The following is a 15049-nucleotide window of genomic DNA, read 5'->3' on the forward strand; positions in this document are numbered from 1 at the left end:
ACTATCGGGTCCTGAAATGCGAAACGCCGGCGTGTGCCCGGAGGCAAGCACGCCGGCGCGGTAATGCTGGAGGTGTCAGGGCGAAACCGGATCGTCCGGATCGGCGTCCGCCGGTTGCTTGTGGTCCATTTCCTCGCGGCTGATTTCACGTGGCGCCGGGCTTGGCTGCGCCGGCTTGCCGGTGGCCGGCGCCGGGGCGGCGGGCGGGCTTTCCTTATCGGGCGTCTGGTTCATCGCATTGTCCTTTTGCTGACAACATCAGGGTTGCTCTTCGCCGCCTTCGGAAAACCGCGACCGGCGGCGACGGTCGCCAAGGATGTTACGCAGTCCGACAATGCTGATGTCGGTCAGTTCATGCATGCGGATCAGCATTGCCGCATCGACTTCCCGTCGCATTTCGCGCAGGTCGCTGATCACGGACTCATCCACTTCCAGCGCCTCGCTCAGCGCGGCATCGTTGGGTAGGTTGAGCTCGTCCAGGATGGAATCGAGCAAGTGGTTGGAATCGTAACTGCCGAGGTCCGGGTCATCGGCGCTGTCTCCTTGACCCCGCCCGCCTGGCCAGTAAAGAGCCATGTTGTTCTCCTTGAAGCTTGGGAACAAGCACATTGGGGCTGAGTGCGGAAACTCAAGCTGCGGTGCAGCAGTTGCAGTTGCAGTTGCCGTTGCCGTTGCCGTTGCAGTGGCTTTTGAAGTTGCCGTTGCAGTGAAGTCCCGTTGAGCGCGCCGTGTCAGCGGTGCCCGGAGCGGGAAAAGGTGCGGCGTCTGTCTGAGCCAAGCGCAGCTTGGCGAGTTTAGCCGCGCCCCGCTCCGGGTACCGCTGACACGGGAACCCTCGCGCAGCGGGGGCGCGATCATCGGGTCGCCTTTTTTGGTTACTTTTTTGGCGAAGCAAAAAAGTGACCCGGCCGCCGGGACGGACTCCCGGCTTGTCTCCACGGCAGTGCAGCCGCATTGCGTCACCCGGCAACGCCCGGGCAGCACTGTCGGTGTTGTTGTTGACGTTCGTATTGAAACTTCAACTTCAAAAGCTAACTGCTGCTTCGCAGTGACGTCTTTACGGCTGGTGAAGCAACACGACCTCACTGTCGTCATGACCAGGCCGGGAGTTCGCCCCGGCAGGCGACCTACTTTTTTTGCTTCGCTGTATAGACCGGGGACATGGGTAACAACTGTGCCGGGACATGGGTAACACTTTGGCGTATTCCATATCAAGCCAAAGGATTCTCTAACCATGCCCTGGAAAGACGTTGACATGATGACCCTTCGACAAGAATTTACGGCGCTAGCGCAGCAGGATGGCGTGAACTTCAGTGCCCTATGCACGCGTTTTGGAATCAGTCGCAAGACAGGATACAAATGGCGTGAACGCAGCATGACGCAGGGCCCTGCTGGCCTGCAGGACTGCTCGCGCAGACCCTGCAATACGCCACTGCGTACCAGCCAGGCAAACGAAGAGCTGGTAGTGAAGGTGCGTCTGAAACATCCCACCTGGGGCGGCCGCAAGATTCATCGCAGCCTGCTCAATCAGGGTCACATCCAGGTGCCAACCCCCAGCACCATTACCCGGATTCTGCATCGACATGGCTTGATCTCAGAAAAGGCAAGCGCAAACAGCACCGCCTGGCAGCGCTTCGAGCATGCCCAGCCCAATGATCTCTGGCAGATCGACTTCAAGGGCCATTTCCAGACCGGCCAGGCCACGTGTCATCCACTGACCGTGCTGGATGATCATTCACGCTACAACATCGTCCTGCAGGCTTGCCTGAACCCGGACACTGCCACTGTGCAGGCAGCTCTGGAAACTGCCTTTCGCCATCACGGCATGCCAGTACGGATCAACGCTGACAACGGTTCTCCATGGGGCAGTCCGTCGCAGCACGAACACGGCATCACCAAGCTCACCATCTGGTTGATTCAGTTGGGCATTCGCATCAGTCACAGTCGTCCGGCTCATCCACAGACCAATGGCAAGGACGAACGTTTCCATCGCACGCTCAAGGCAGATGTGCTGCACGGGCGTCACTTCGTTGACCTTGAGGAGGTCCAGAACGCATTCGACCGCTGGCGAATGATCTACAACAACGAGCGGCCGCATGAAGCCATCGGCATGGCCACGCCGGTAACCCGGTTCCGGCAAAGCCGTCTGGCCTATCCCGAGCGATTGCCAGAGATTGTTTATCCGCAGGAAGACCTGGTGGAGACCGTCGGGTGGAACGGGCATGTGAAGTTCCACAAGCGCAGCTTTCGCGTCTCCAGCGCCTTGCACAGGCATCGTATTGCGGCCCGCGCCCTGTCAGGCCAGGACGGCATCTATGACCTGTACTTTGCGCATCAGCGATTTGGCCAAATCGACTTGCGCGATGCCGAAAAGCACGATTAAATCTGTTACCCATGTCCCGGCACATGTGTAACCTATGTCCCCGGTCTATACACTTCGCCAAAAAAAGTAGGCAAAAAAAGGCGACCCGGTGATCGCGCCCCGCTGCGCGGGGTTCCCGTGACGTCGATGCATGGAGCGGGGCGCGGCTAAACTCGCCAAGCAAAGCTTGGCTCAGACAGACGCCGCACCTTTTCCCGCTCCACGCACCGACGTCACGGCGCGCTCAACGGGACTTAAAAGCAACGGCAACTTCAAAAGCCACTGCAACGGCAACGGCAACGGCAACGGCAACGGCAAAGCAACTGCAACTGCAAAGCAACTGCAACGGCCCGCCTTTAGCGCCGCGCACCGCCCCGCGACAGCAACGCATGCAGGATGATGGCGCCGAAGGTGGCGGTGCCGATGCCGCCCAGCGAGAACTGGCCGAGCTTGAGCGTGAAGTCGCCGGCGCCCAGCACCAGAGTGACGGCAGCGACGATCAGGTTGCGGTTGTCCGAGAAGTCGACCCGGTTCTCGACCCAGATGCGGGCGCCCGCCACCGCGATCAGGCCGAACACCACGATGGACACGCCGCCCAGCACCGCGCCGGGGATGGTCTGGATCACCGCGCCGAATTTCGGCGAGAAGCCCAGCACGATGGCCATCAGCGCCGCCACCACGAACACCAGCGTGGAATAGATGCGGGTGACCGCCATCACGCCGATGTTTTCTGCATAGGTGGTCAGGCCGGTGCCGCCCATGCTGCCCGAGAGCATGGTGGCCACGCCGTCGCCGAGGAAGGCGCGGCCCATGTACTGGTCGAGGTTCTTGCCGGTCATGGCGCTGACCGCCTTGATATGGCCGAGGTTTTCGGCCACCAGGATGATGGCCACCGGCGCCAGCAGCGCCATTGCATCGGCCTTGAATACCGGCGCGACGAAGGTCGGCATGCCGAACCAGGCGGCATTGGCCACCGCGGCGAAGTCGATGGGCTTGCCCAGGCCGGCGCCATTGGTCAGCAGCGCATAGATCACATAGGCCAGCAGCAGGCCGATCAGGATCAGCAGGCGCTGCGCCATGCCGCGGGTAAACACCGCCACGCCGCCCACGCACAGCACCGTGGCCAGCGCCATCCAGGCGTCGAAGCTGTTGGCGGTCACGCCCTTGACCGCGATCGGCGCCAGGTTCAGGCCGATCACGGCCACCACCGCGCCGGTGACCACCGGCGGCATCAGCTTCTCGATCCAGGCGGTGCCGACCGCGCTGACCAGAAGGCCAATCAGCGCATACAGCGCGCCGCAGGCAATGATGCCGCCCAGCGCGACGCCGAGATTGGTATTGGGCCCCTGCCCGCCATAGCCCGACACCGCGATCACTAGCCCGATGAAGGCAAAGCTCGAACCGAGATAGCTGGGCACCCGGCCGCCGACGAAGACGAAGAACAGCAGCGTGCCGATGCCCGACATGAAGATCGCCAGGTTGGGATCGAAGCCCATCAAGAGCGGCGCCAGCACGGTGGCGCCAAACATCGCCACCACATGCTGCAGGCCCATGGCGATGGTCTGCGGCCAGGGCAGACGCTCATCGGTGCTGATCACCTGGCCCAGGCCATCTTCCGTGCCCTGCCGCACACGCCATTGCGGGAAATATCCCATCCGTATTCTCCATCAGAGGCGGCCGACTGGCTGCGCCGCCGGCCGTGGTTCAAAAATGTTGCGCGCGGCAAGTTTATTGACTGAAAGGCGAAATCACAATGACTGGATGTTGTCTTTTGCAAGACTTTTTCATGCCGAACCGGCGTGGTGCGGCCGATTCATTCAAATGGGGCGCAGGCGGCCGTCGCTGCGCCGGCGCGGCGCGGCGCATGCATCGGAAACGGGCGCGGCGATCAGCCCAGCAACTGCGGATTGCGCTGCCAGGTCGCGTAGTTAAGCACGCTGGCAAACGCCACCCACGCCAGATAAGGCAGCAGCAGCGCGCCCGCCAGCGGACGGATGCGCCAGAACGCCGCGGTGGTGGCCGCGATCAGCGCCAGCAGCAGCAGCACATCGATGAAGGCAAGCCCGCCGCGGTGCCAGGCAAAGAACAGCCAGCTCCACAACGCATTGACCGCCAGCTGCAGCAGAAACAGCCAGGCCGCATGGCCCATGCCGCGCCAGCCGCGCTCCCGCCATGCCAGCCAGGCCGCCACGCCCATGGTCAGGTAGAGCATGCTCCACACCGGCCCGAAGACGGAGCCGGGCGGCGCCCAGTCAGGCCGCGCTAGTTCGGCATAAAAGCTGCCCGCATTGATGGACGCGGCCGCGCCCAGCGCGGCGGTCAGGAAGCAGGGCAGCAGCCAGGCCAGGAGGCCGAGGGCTTGCTTGCGCGGTGGCATGCTGGTCATGGTTCGTATCCTCTGAAAGGTTGAAAGTTTGTCCTGACTGCCGCATCGCGGAATCTGCGCCTGGCCCCTGCTGCAGGACGAAACAATGTACAGGTTCGTGTGGAAGCCGGTCGTCATGCGATGAACCGGGTTTGACGGCAAGCGTGCGCACCAGGGAATCCGCATACCACCCGGGCAGGTCGCGAGAACAGCGTTTGAAAATGAACACGCCCAACCGGATACGGTCGGGCGATGATGGATGGTGGAGCGGAGGAGGATCGAACTCCCGACCTTCGCATTGCGAACGCGACGCTCTCCCAGCTGAGCTACCGCCCCATGGGGTCCGATTGTAGTGGAGGCCGCGCGCGGCGCGCAAGCATCCGGCCTTGCGCGCCATGCCTATAATTGCGGCCCACAAGGAGGACTTCATGCGTACCACGATTTATCACAACCCAGCCTGCAGCAACTCGCGCGGCGCGCTTGGCCTGATCCGCGAGGCCGGCATCGAGCCGGACATCATCGAGTATCTGAAAACGCCGCCCGACCGGGCCACGCTGGCCAAACTGATTGCCGATGCGGGCCTGACCGTGCGCGGTGCCATGCGTGAGAAGGAGCCGGTGTACCGCGAGCTTGGGCTGGACAATCCCACGCTCGCCGATGACGCGCTGCTGGACGCGATGCTGGCCCACCCGGTGCTGATCAATCGCCCGTTCGTGGTAACCGGGCGCGGCGCCCGGCTGTGCCGGCCGCCCGAACTGGCGCTGGAGATCCTGCCGCCGCGCCCGCAAGGCGCCTGACGTACCAACGCGGCATCAGCGCCGCTCGGCGGCGTGCGTCTGCTGCCAGTTCACGATGCGGCCGCGCAGTTGCTTGACCTCGCGCAGGATCTCTGCCTGACGCGCCGGGTCCGCCGGCGGCGGCGGCGCATTGCCCTTGGCGAAGCCGGTTTCCATCCGCGCCAGGTCTTCCATCAGCGCCACCATGCGCTGCAGGTCGGCCAGCAGCGGCACCCGCGCATCGGTGGCCGGCAGCCGGATCGACGCCAGTTTCTCGGCGGTCTTGTGCAGCGCCTGCGCATGCACGGTCTGCTGGCGCAGCACGCGCAGGGACTGGGTCATGCGGCCGGCATTGGCGGCCCGCTCTTCCAGCGCCATGCGGGTCATGATCATGTCGAAGTCGCGCAGCGCCTGCTCCATCGCGCTGCCCGCCTGGAAGGCGCCGCGCACATCGACCGCCGCCGGCGGCGCGCTCGCCGCCAGCACCACGGTGGCGGCCACTGCCGCCATGCTGGCGGCAAGGGTGCGGTGCCGGGCCTGGCGTGCGCTGCAGCGGCCGCTGATGCGCTCCGGCAGGATCAGCGCCAGCAGGCAGCCGGCCAGCAGGCCGCCGACATGGGCCGCATTGTCGACCCGGCCGCTGCCGAAGCCGCGCAGCATGCCGTCCAGCAGCAGCAGGCCGATGCCGGCCAGCGTATAGAAGCTCAGCATCGTCGGCAGGAAACGCCGATGGCGCAGCGCCGCCACCAGCAGTGCGCCGGCCACGCCGAATACCGCGCCGGAGGCGCCGACCGCGGTGCCATGCTGGGCTGAAAAATGCAGGCTGAGCGCGCTGCCGGTCAGGCCGGCGCCAAGATACAGCAGCAGAAAGCGCCGGCTGCCGTACACCCGTTCCACGGTAGGGCCGGTGCATAACAGGCCGGCCATGTTCATCGTCAGGTGCATCAGGCCGCTGTGCAGGAAGACCGCGGTGAGGAGACGCCACCATTGGCCGCGCTGCACTTCGGAGGCGGCATTGCCGCCCCATGCCAGCATTTTCTCCGCCGGCGCCTGCAGCAGCGCGGCGCCCGAGGCCAGCGTCAGCAGCCAGACGGCGACGTTGAGCAGCACCAGCGCATAACTGACCCAAGGCTGGCGCGCCAGCGCCTGACGCCGGTTGGCAAAGGCAGTGGCCGCGCCCGCCCGCCGCGCGGCATCGCCGCCGGCGTCTGCATGAAGCGGCGCGGACGCAGGCGACTGTGTCGACACGGATTGCGCTGGATGACTTTCCTGCAATGGTTCCACGGTATATGGTCGTTGCGACCCTGGGTGTGTTGAAGGGAGATGACGCAAGCCGGCGATCCTGCCTGCCGCCTGTTGCCTGCCAGTGACTAGCGACGTGCCGATGCCACTCGGCAAGCTACCAGAAAAGCAGCGCCGCTGCACGGGCGGTGCTGCAAGCGGCAGGCTTCAGGCGGTAACGCCCACCCGGTCTGCCTGCACGCGCCTGGCCAGCGACAGCCGCTGTCCGAGCGGCCGCTCGACGAAGCGGAAGAAGGCGGCGCCGGCAGCCACGCTGGCCGCCCAGGCCGCCAGCATGCCCAGTCCCTGCCAGCCTGCCGTCCCCGGCATCACGCAGATGAACAGCGCATTGACCAGCAGGCAGACCGGGAAATGCACCAGAAACACCGAATAGGAAATTCGGCCCAGCCAGCCCAGCAGCGGCGCGAATACGGTGGCGCGCCCTCCGGAACGCCAGAACGCCAGCAGCAGCGACAGCACCGCTGCCAGCGCGATGCGTTCGCGAAAATCGATGGCCAGCGCCAGCAGCGAGCAGGACAGCATCGCGGCCAGCAGCAGGCGCCTGCGCCGGGCGGTGCCGGACCGTGCCCACCAGGCCAGCGCGCCCAGGCCGTAACTGCCGAAAAAGTAGGGAGCCCAGACGTCCAGCGCCGCATCCCGGTTGAACACCAGCAGCGAGGCGGCAGCCAGCAGCGCAATGAGCAGCGGCGCCGACCAGGGCCGGCGCAGGGCATCCGCCATCAGCCCGCCCCTGCCGCACAGCCACACCGCCGCCGCCATCAGGGCATAGAGCTGGAAATCGATGGCGACATACCAGGCGCCCGCGGAGATGGCCTCGTAACCCAGGATGTCATGCGCCAGCAGCACGTGGGCTGCCAGCTGCGCCAGCGTGGTCGGCGCGGAAATCGAATAGTGGCTCATCCAGCCGGCGGCCAGCGCCGACGCGCAGCTTGCCAGCAGCATCGCCACGATGAACGGCGGCGCCAGCTTCAGATAGCGGCGCGCCAGCAGGCCGGCCAGGCCCGGCGTTGCGCCCGGCCTGGCAACGCCGTCCGGGCACAGCGAGCGCGCCGCCAGGAATCCGCCTATCACCAGGAACACCTGCACCGCCATGCGGGCATACACGTCCAGCCAGTCGATCAGCAGCGGCGCGGCGGGCCGCACGTGATCCGACATCGGCCCGTAGAACGCGAGATGGTGAAGAACGATCAGCTGCGCCGCGAGACCCTTGAATCCATCGAGGAACCCAAGATGCTGCGCGCCGTTCGGGCGAGACTGCAGCTTATGCACTGCGTGCTCGCATGGCGGGACAGGCAGGAGCAAGGCGGCTTGGCATCGGCGCGGAATGCGCGCCACCGGCGCAGTCGATCAGCAGGCTTTTCAATCGAATAACTCGGAAAAAAAGCCGCCATTATCGCCGCTTTATGGCTAAAACGTTAACCTCTGGAAAAGTTTATTGTCCGTCAATAATTACCACCGTTGCCGGGCTTGTCAGTTCGCTTGCGCCAGCAGGCATTCCCAGTAGCCTACGTCGAGCCACTGGTCGAATTTCAGCCCGACTTCCCGCATCCTTCCAACGGCAGAAAAGCCGAACGCCTCGTGCAGCGCCACGCTGGCCTCGTTGGGCAGGACGATGCCGGCCAGCACCGCATGCACGCCCCGCCCGCGCAAGGCCTGCAGCAGCGCCTGATACAGGCGCGTGCCCAGGCCCATGCCGGCACAGCCGGGCGCAATATAGACCGACGATTCCACCGTATGCCGGTAAGCGCTGCGTGGCTTCCATGTCGTGGCATAGGCATAACCGGCCACCGCGCCATCGATCTCGGCAACGAGAAACGGGAGCGCGGGAAGAATGGCGCCGATGCGCCGCGCCATCTCGTCGGCGCTGATGGCATCTTCCTCGAAGGTGGCAGTGGAATGCAGGATGAAGTGGTTATAGATCTGGCAGATTGCCGGGGCGTCGGCAATCGTGGCGGCACGTATCATGACAAAGGTTTCTTGAGGGAATGTTGTTATTGTAATCCGCCTGCGGGCCTTCCTGCCTACGTGCGTGCCGCCGCTACTGCGGCCGCTCAGTCGACCGGAAATTCGTCGGGCGGCGCCAGCGGATGCGCCGCGCGCCTGTCGACGGACAGGTATTTCTGCTCGCAATGGCTGACATCGACCGTGGCGACGCAGGCCTCGAAATCATCCGCCACGCCGGCGCTTTCGAAGGTGTAAATGATGTCGTTGACCTGCACTTCAGTCGGGGAAACACGGATATTTGCCATCGGCAGCCTCTCTTGGTGGTGAATAAGAAATAAAACGAAGACTTATCCGACTCCATAAATGCCGTGCGGTTTCAACGACGGGCGCGATTGATTTGCGTGAGGCGATCAGGCCTTCGGGTATCGGCAACCTACGGAGATGGGAATAAGTTTAAAAACCGGCATTCGGGTGCGATGCGCGCATCCAGGCGGTCATTACGACCGCCATGCCAGCACTCGCGCTACGATGCTTCGCCATCGTCATGGCGATCAGGTGCATCCTCCTTCAACTCCATCCGGAAAGTCGCCAAGGCGCGCCGCATCCGCAGCATTTTCAGCATCAGCTCCGCCTGCTCGCTGGTATCGCCTCCGGCAGCGGTCATCGCAACAATGACTTCCTGCAGCGCATTCAGTCTCTGCTCGAGTTCCTCGATCTGCATATCGATCAAGACCAGACTCGCCTGCTGATGCACCTTGTCTTCCATGCCTGTCCATGTTGAGTTTGGGCCATGGTAGGTGGGATTGGGGATTTTGACGGTATGCATGCGGACATAGGATGATCGAATGCCATCCCGAGCGTCGCTATAACATTGATCATATTTTCGATGATTTACAGCTGGCCCTGCCACCGCGCGTCGGAGGAAATTCCACACGCTCGCGGTTGGTGCGACAAAAATTAATGTTGAGAGCAGCGTGCACACCAACCGCTCCGATGAAAACGAAGTTTTGCAGACCCTCAAAAAATGCGGTCTATATAAACAACCGCTTGGGAATGGAAAACACAATTTTACGTGGCCTTGGATTGACGAACACACTGATCAGATAGACCATCGCACGGCTTATTTTGAGCCGAGCTTGCTTTACCCAATTGACGGCTTCAAGTACCAACACAGCCACGGCGAAAATATCGCATGAGCGAATTTCTGCAATTTCTTTGCGTCAGCGTTTAGGCCGCTAAGCATAAGCCAACGATCAATGTGGCTTTTTTAGGCGCAGTCCGACCATGATTCGAGATGAAGTCAAAGTCGCCGAAATTGAACCAAGCGAACATGGTTTAGCCCTATGAGAAGTGTTGTTGAGATCGCGGAGGTTCGCAGTGAGATCGACCGTTGGCAGTTGGGGCAGTGGATCTCTTGATATCAAAATTGCACCGTTAATGGCTTCCGATTTGGGCGGGCAAGTGCGGTCACCTCGGGGGAGCGGTAAGTCTGCAAATCGGTTATGTAGATTTCGTAGGTCTATTCTTATCAGTCAACTAAAATTGTCCAGCTCAGGCGTATTGTGTCGAATTCTTAATTCACAAAACCGTAAATTCCTGATCGACCCTTTTCACACAATTGAACAAAAAACATACATGTTATAGCTGCGCGTCTCGCAATCTTTCGATCATAAAGACGCGGTAACCGTACGCATTGTATATCGAAGGCAATGTCGCCTATTTGGTAGCGGGATGTTTTAAAAGCTTTTCGGTAAATTGTTCTGTATGCACTGAATCCCGATCCAAATGACCTGCTTCCTGAATCTCTTCGACCATATTTACGGCATTCAGGAAAGCTTTTGCTGCTTTCTCATCGTCCCACAAAATTTCTTCCATCTCTTTAGCTTTCGCCTCGGCTTTTCCAGAGTTTAATGGAGGATTTGCCGCACCAATGATTCTAAGCTTAAAAGCTAACAGAATTTGAAAACGAGCTACTTTATATTTTGAATCAATAAGACCGCTTCGGAAAAAATATTCTAATTTGTAGAACGCGAATGCACATGCATAGTAGAGTTCGAGTTTATGACCCGCCACAAATAGATCTTTACCAACAGTGCTTAAAAGCGACTTATAACTTCTTAAAGTTCGATGTGGAACGCCTAAGTACATCGAGCTAAACGCTCTGATAAGATTAGTAGGTGAAACAATACGAACTTTTTCGATATCAGCACGACTATTATATTGCCGAGAGCGGCGCTCATAATACAGTCGTTTTTTATCCGCATAGGATAAAAAGAAGCGTTCTAGATCTTTTTGGAAATCTGAGACTGCAAGTAGTTGCTCTTCGCTGACTTCCGTCTGACGATTCGTCGCTTTTATAATTCCGCTAATCACTTCTTCATCTGTAGACGCAATTAATCGAAGCGGCACCATGACTTTATCCGACAACAGATCTTTATTTTGTTGAAGAACGTGACTGGTTTGGCAACCATTAACTACTTGATAATCTTGGATGAAAAACTTATTCCCTGTCGATCGCAATTCTTTGGCAATGATCGTTACACCGTTATTCATCAAAGCAAACCTTAACTGGTGCTGAGCGTTACTCAAAGTGCCACGTATCTCATTGTTCACTTCATTGAAATCTTGCCAATCCCTAACATTATCATAAAAGATCGACTTTATAATCTGCCCGTACTCATCCTCGACAATTCTAATAAATTCTGGCGCGGGCAGAACTCCAACGTACGCTTCGCTGACACCAGGAATGTCAGGCACTACGGCTTTTCGCTCGAAAACAAACTCACGGCTAACAGCATTTTTCAGGCTATTGTAAGAAGTTTGAATGCGGCTACGATCTATGCAACGTAGCTCAACTAGTTTAAAGAGTCCACCCTCAGTTTCTGCGATTTCGTTCTCTTTTGCTGCGCGCTTAGCTTCTAAATGTGCGTCCGCTGTCCACATCCCTGTGGTGGCATAAAATGCATACACCTCAGGATTTCCTCTCGTGAACTTACCGCTCTTTGCATAGACTGCACTCATCACCTTCGCCAATCCCTCGACTGTTGTGTTACGCGGAAGAGTCGGATTTTGGGAAAAGAATTCTTTGATGCCATCAGCAAAATTTCCAAGCTTCTGCCCATCAAAGTTTGAGGAAGTTTCCGCTTGAACAAAGACGAATTTTACTTCGAGATATCCATTCTTGTGCGCAATTTCATCCACCTCATCAGGGTGCACCACTACTTGCCCATTAACGATTATGGCAATGGCATCAATACCTAGGTCATTGCCTCCGGCACAGATGAGATCTTCAAAATCGACATTGTCACCTAGAACACGACCAATGAGCAAATGCGCCGTTAGCGCCTCGAACTTCTTGTCTGCAGGATATTTTTCAATACCGTATTCTTCGGAAAACTCATCTACTAACGACGCGGTAATACGGTCCATTTTTTCTCCGAGGGAAATAACTTTTAAACCAAATCATAACATTATTTCCAATATGAAAAAACTTGAAGCGAAGATCGTATATAAACCGACATACGACAACTCAACATCATCCTGTATATTCGCGGTGAGGCTGCACTAAAGGCAACACAAGCTTATGATGTGCTGGTTGAATGCTATATCAGCGTAGTTGGCTTCTGAGCATTTATAAAAGTCGCTTTTGGACGCAAGCTAAAGAATTTCAACTGTGAACGGTTGCTGACCCAAAGCGCCTAGCTATCAAAGCGTTGTAGTCGAGTATCATGCGAGGATATTGCATGAGGGGATTGGCTAATACATTGAAAAACCAAAAAAAAATCCCCAAGCAAATCCATTACTTGGGGTCTTATTCCTGGCGGAGAGAGGGTCTTTATCAAATCAGTTCATACTAGTTCGCGACAGTTCATGGACGTTTCGTATCTCCCTGATGTTATAACTTTTTTCGTCATTCATCGTTCGCGATAGTTCGTTAAGGTATCATGACATCCGCATACTAATTGTGGGTAGAATCATGGGAAGCCGTCGCGCCAATCTTCTAACTGCCGTTGCAGTCAACGCTAAGAGAGACCCTGGTTACTACCCAGATGGTAATGGGCTATACCTTCAAATTAGCGCCAGCGGCTCAAAGTCTTGGGTGCTGCGATTTAGCCTGAATAAGAAGGCCCGAGAAATGGGGCTGGGCTCTATTGTGGACCGTACACTTTCCGAAGCCAGGGAGCAGGCTAAGAAGTATCGTCAGCAACTGGCCGAGGGGATTGATCCCATTGACGCCCGTAAGGCGCAGCGCCAGGCCAATCTCTTGGCCACTATGTCTCGCAAGACGTTCACTGAATGCGCACACGAGTATCACAAGCTGCATGCCAAAGGATGGAAGAACCCAAAACATGTGGACCAGTGGATCAACACGCTAACTACCTACGCATTTCCCATCTTTGGCAATAAGGATGTGTCTGTCATTTCTAAGGGTGAGATTTTGCAGGCATTGGAACCGATCTGGCAGACAAAAACGGAGACAGCCTCTCGAGTGAAACAGCGCATCCGCGCTGTACTCGACTGGGCGGCCGCACGGGATTACCGATCTGGGCATGACCCGCGACTTTGGGACCAGGTCGACCGCTCACTCCCAAAGGCGAAATCTATTAAGAAAGTTAGCCACTTCGCTGCTTGCCCCTATGTTTCTGCACTAACCACCTTACTAACCATCCGCAGTAGTGCAGCTACGGACACAGTAAAAGACGCTTTCGAATTCGCCGTGTTGACGGCGGCGCGATCCGGCGAGGCCCGCGGCGCCAGATGGGATGAAATAGACTTCGAGAGCCGGCGCTGGATTATTCCTGCTGAACGAATGAAGGCAAAACGGGAACATCGGGTACCACTATCTGGCCCTGTTGTGGAAATCTTAGAACGCCGTCGCAAGGCGGGAAACGACTCGCCCCTTATCTTCGCTAGTGATCGACAAAAACCGCTTTCCGATATGGTTTTCACGATGCTGCTTCGCCGGGAAGGTTTTGACTACACGATGCATGGTTTCCGGTCCACCTTTCGCGACTGGAGTGCTGAACAAACATCATTCCCTCGGGAAGTATGTGAGGCCGCCTTGGCACATACAACTAAAGATGCAACCGAAGCTGCGTATTTCCGCAGTGACTTATTCGAAAAGCGCAGAGAGCTTATGGAGGCATGGGGCAGCTACTGCTCGGCGCCGACTCAAGAACTACAGAACAGGAATAGTAATGATTGAATTAGGTGAGTCACTATACGTACCGCAGCTTTTAAAATCATTAGAGAGTCTGATTAAAGAAAACTCTTTCGTTTCTCGTTGTATCTCGAAAATTGGCAGGGAACTGCATAATTATTTATTGGAAGACGAAGAATCTGAGTTCTCTTTGTATTTCCCCGTTGACTGTTTAGTTGGGTACCTTGATGACGGTTGGAGCATTGATATTGAATGGTTAGCCGAAGAAAATGGAGAACTATTAGATGATGAGGGAATCTCAATCCCAAAGAATATGCCATTAACTATTTCTCCTGTTGAACACTTAGCGGCGTTTGGGATCTGGACTCTTAGTTCAGAACTTATCTACCTTGGAACGGCTGAGCAGAAATTTGAGTCGAATGGCTTTAATCTCGATGGGATTTCGAAAGAACAAATCATTAATCATCGCAATAGTTGCGTTGTTTTGGGTTTTCAAGCATTAACCGCAGCTCAGCAATTTCTTCTTCAGAGGCAAAGTGACTTGGAGCAGACTGTATTGACAACAAATAGTAGAAAAGCTGCGGATGCTCGCCATGCAGAAACACGGAAACTCGAAAAAGAGGCGTTTGAATACTGGCGGCAAAATATAGACCCCAGAGTGTCAAACGACGAGGCCGCAGCGATCCTTATGAAGCAGATCCCCTTGAAGTTGAGGACTCTTAGCTCATACGTTTCCAAATTTAAGAAGACCGTCTGCATGCAGACTGTACAGTCTTCTGGAGCGTGTACAGCCTCCTAGCAGGCGGACTATTTTCCTATAGGAAAAAAAACTATCTTCTGTGCATCACAACGCACGCTAAAGGAAGGTAGTTATGCAAATCGTACGACTCCGCGCCGCTGAGGCAAAAACAGGAATTAAGAAAACTAAGATCTACAAATTGATGCGGGAGTCAAAGTTCCCGCATTGCATTCAACTCGGTGGCGGCCGCGCTGTTGGTTGGCTTGAAGATGACCTGGACAAGTGGATTCAGGATCAAATCAAGATCTCTGCAGCTGCGCGCAAATAAAGGCTGCCGATGATTGCGCTTTTACTAAACTTCGACTACTCTGGCTGCCAGGTGCTCAAAACACCTCTATCA

At 57.4% G+C, this 15049-nt stretch carries 16 protein-coding genes and 1 tRNA gene; 6 read left to right on the forward strand and 11 right to left on the reverse strand.

All coding sequences use genetic code 11. The annotated features are described in order from the left end of the window. Nucleotides 1-75 precede the first annotated feature (75 nt). Complete coding sequence (locus tag ABC383_RS07770; RefSeq protein WP_413012876.1) at nt 76-234, reverse strand: hypothetical protein; 159 nt, start codon at nt 232-234, stop codon at nt 76-78. Nucleotides 235-258: 24 nt separating this feature from the next. Beyond that, nucleotides 259-576 (reverse strand): hypothetical protein, encoded by a 318-nt coding sequence (locus tag ABC383_RS07775; RefSeq protein ID WP_413012878.1) that lies wholly within the window; start codon nt 574-576, stop codon nt 259-261. A gap of 658 nt (nt 577-1234) precedes the next feature. Here ABC383_RS07775 and ABC383_RS07780 point away from each other — a divergent pair. Beyond that, on the forward strand, nt 1235-2383 hold the full coding sequence (locus tag ABC383_RS07780) for an IS481 family transposase (protein ID WP_413011093.1): 1149 nt from the start codon (nt 1235-1237) through the stop codon (nt 2381-2383). Nucleotides 2384-2718: 335 nt separating this feature from the next. On the opposite strand, the gene ABC383_RS07785 is transcribed toward ABC383_RS07780, so the two are convergent. The 3 genes from ABC383_RS07785 to ABC383_RS07795 form a co-directional block, all read right to left on the reverse strand. Next, nucleotides 2719-4023, reverse strand: coding sequence for a solute carrier family 23 protein (locus tag ABC383_RS07785; protein WP_413016267.1), 1305 nt, complete (start codon nt 4021-4023; stop codon nt 2719-2721). A 227-nt stretch (nt 4024-4250) separates the two neighbouring features. Continuing rightward, a complete protein-coding gene (locus ABC383_RS07790) occupies nt 4251-4748 on the reverse strand; it encodes a TspO/MBR family protein (protein ID WP_413012880.1) in 498 nt (165 codons plus the stop codon). 239 nt (nt 4749-4987) lie between these two features. Then, a tRNA-Ala gene (locus tag ABC383_RS07795) sits at nt 4988-5063 on the reverse strand. A 92-nt stretch (nt 5064-5155) separates the two neighbouring features. Here ABC383_RS07795 and arsC point away from each other — a divergent pair. Continuing rightward, on the forward strand, nt 5156-5524 hold the full coding sequence (arsC, locus tag ABC383_RS07800; protein ID WP_413012882.1) for an arsenate reductase (glutaredoxin): 369 nt from the start codon (nt 5156-5158) through the stop codon (nt 5522-5524). A gap of 15 nt (nt 5525-5539) precedes the next feature. On the opposite strand, the gene ABC383_RS07805 is transcribed toward arsC, so the two are convergent. The 5 genes from ABC383_RS07805 to ABC383_RS07825 all read right to left on the reverse strand — a co-directional run bounded on the left by ABC383_RS07805 (nt 5540) and on the right by ABC383_RS07825 (nt 9515). Continuing rightward, nucleotides 5540-6751 carry a rhomboid family intramembrane serine protease gene (locus ABC383_RS07805; protein ID WP_413012884.1) on the reverse strand — a complete coding sequence of 404 codons (1212 nt, stop codon included), beginning with the start codon at nt 6749-6751 and terminating at the stop codon, nt 5540-5542. A 201-nt stretch (nt 6752-6952) separates the two neighbouring features. Beyond that, nucleotides 6953-8074 carry an acyltransferase family protein gene (locus ABC383_RS07810; RefSeq protein WP_413012886.1) on the reverse strand — a complete coding sequence of 374 codons (1122 nt, stop codon included), beginning with the start codon at nt 8072-8074 and terminating at the stop codon, nt 6953-6955. A 201-nt stretch (nt 8075-8275) separates the two neighbouring features. Then, nucleotides 8276-8770 (reverse strand): arsinothricin resistance N-acetyltransferase ArsN1 family B, encoded by a 495-nt coding sequence (locus tag ABC383_RS07815; protein WP_413012888.1) that lies wholly within the window; start codon nt 8768-8770, stop codon nt 8276-8278. 86 nt (nt 8771-8856) lie between these two features. Further along, nucleotides 8857-9054: a hypothetical protein gene (locus tag ABC383_RS07820; RefSeq protein ID WP_413012890.1), complete on the reverse strand. Its 198-nt coding sequence runs from the start codon at nt 9052-9054 to the stop codon at nt 8857-8859. A 218-nt stretch (nt 9055-9272) separates the two neighbouring features. Continuing rightward, nucleotides 9273-9515, reverse strand: a complete 243-nt coding sequence (locus ABC383_RS07825) for a hypothetical protein (RefSeq protein ID WP_413012892.1) — start codon at nt 9513-9515, stop codon at nt 9273-9275. A gap of 208 nt (nt 9516-9723) precedes the next feature. Here ABC383_RS07825 and ABC383_RS07830 point away from each other — a divergent pair, with 208 nt between their 5' ends. Further along, nucleotides 9724-9945: a hypothetical protein gene (locus tag ABC383_RS07830; RefSeq protein ID WP_413012894.1), complete on the forward strand. Its 222-nt coding sequence runs from the start codon at nt 9724-9726 to the stop codon at nt 9943-9945. A gap of 520 nt (nt 9946-10465) precedes the next feature. On the opposite strand, the gene ABC383_RS07835 is transcribed toward ABC383_RS07830, so the two are convergent. Next, complete coding sequence (locus ABC383_RS07835; protein ID WP_413012896.1) at nt 10466-12178, reverse strand: AIPR family protein; 1713 nt, start codon at nt 12176-12178, stop codon at nt 10466-10468. Nucleotides 12179-12725: 547 nt separating this feature from the next. Here ABC383_RS07835 and ABC383_RS07840 point away from each other — a divergent pair. The 3 genes from ABC383_RS07840 (at nt 12726) to ABC383_RS07850 (ending at nt 14977) form a co-directional block, all read left to right on the forward strand. Next, nucleotides 12726-13955, forward strand: coding sequence for a tyrosine-type recombinase/integrase (locus ABC383_RS07840; RefSeq protein ID WP_413012898.1), 1230 nt, complete (start codon nt 12726-12728; stop codon nt 13953-13955). After that, on the forward strand, nt 13948-14709 hold the full coding sequence (locus tag ABC383_RS07845) for a hypothetical protein (protein WP_413012900.1): 762 nt from the start codon (nt 13948-13950) through the stop codon (nt 14707-14709). Before ABC383_RS07840 ends, ABC383_RS07845 begins: the two co-directional genes overlap by 8 nt. 73 nt (nt 14710-14782) lie before the next feature. Next, the gene (locus ABC383_RS07850; RefSeq protein WP_413012901.1) at nt 14783-14977 is read left to right on the forward strand and encodes an AlpA family phage regulatory protein; all 195 of its coding nucleotides are present in this window, start codon (nt 14783-14785) and stop codon (nt 14975-14977) included. The last annotated feature ends 72 nt before the right edge of the window (nt 14978-15049 follow it).

Origin of the sequence: Noviherbaspirillum phoenicis (assembly GCF_047237965.1) — a bacterium.
Taxonomy (GTDB): domain Bacteria; phylum Pseudomonadota; class Gammaproteobacteria; order Burkholderiales; family Burkholderiaceae_D; genus Noviherbaspirillum_A.

Bases quoted from the DNA above. Each gene is read 5' to 3' on its own strand.
- ABC383_RS07825 (WP_413012892.1), bottom strand. From the start codon at position 9,515: ATGGAAGACAAGGTGCATCAGCAGGCGAGTCTGGTCTTGATCGATATG.
- ABC383_RS07845 (WP_413012900.1), top strand. From the start codon at position 13,948: ATGATTGAATTAGGTGAGTCACTATACGTACCGCAGCTTTTAAAATCA.
- ABC383_RS07815 (WP_413012888.1), bottom strand. From the start codon at position 8,770: ATGATACGTGCCGCCACGATTGCCGACGCCCCGGCAATCTGCCAGATC.
- ABC383_RS07780 (WP_413011093.1), top strand. From the start codon at position 1,235: ATGCCCTGGAAAGACGTTGACATGATGACCCTTCGACAAGAATTTACG.
- ABC383_RS07835 (WP_413012896.1), bottom strand. From the start codon at position 12,178: ATGGACCGTATTACCGCGTCGTTAGTAGATGAGTTTTCCGAAGAATAC.
- ABC383_RS07850 (WP_413012901.1), top strand. From the start codon at position 14,783: ATGCAAATCGTACGACTCCGCGCCGCTGAGGCAAAAACAGGAATTAAG.
- ABC383_RS07790 (WP_413012880.1), bottom strand. From the start codon at position 4,748: ATGACCAGCATGCCACCGCGCAAGCAAGCCCTCGGCCTCCTGGCCTGG.
- arsC (WP_413012882.1), top strand. From the start codon at position 5,156: ATGCGTACCACGATTTATCACAACCCAGCCTGCAGCAACTCGCGCGGC.
- ABC383_RS07775 (WP_413012878.1), bottom strand. From the start codon at position 576: ATGGCTCTTTACTGGCCAGGCGGGCGGGGTCAAGGAGACAGCGCCGAT.
- ABC383_RS07840 (WP_413012898.1), top strand. From the start codon at position 12,726: ATGGGAAGCCGTCGCGCCAATCTTCTAACTGCCGTTGCAGTCAACGCT.
- ABC383_RS07820 (WP_413012890.1), bottom strand. From the start codon at position 9,054: ATGGCAAATATCCGTGTTTCCCCGACTGAAGTGCAGGTCAACGACATC.
- ABC383_RS07770 (WP_413012876.1), bottom strand. From the start codon at position 234: ATGAACCAGACGCCCGATAAGGAAAGCCCGCCCGCCGCCCCGGCGCCG.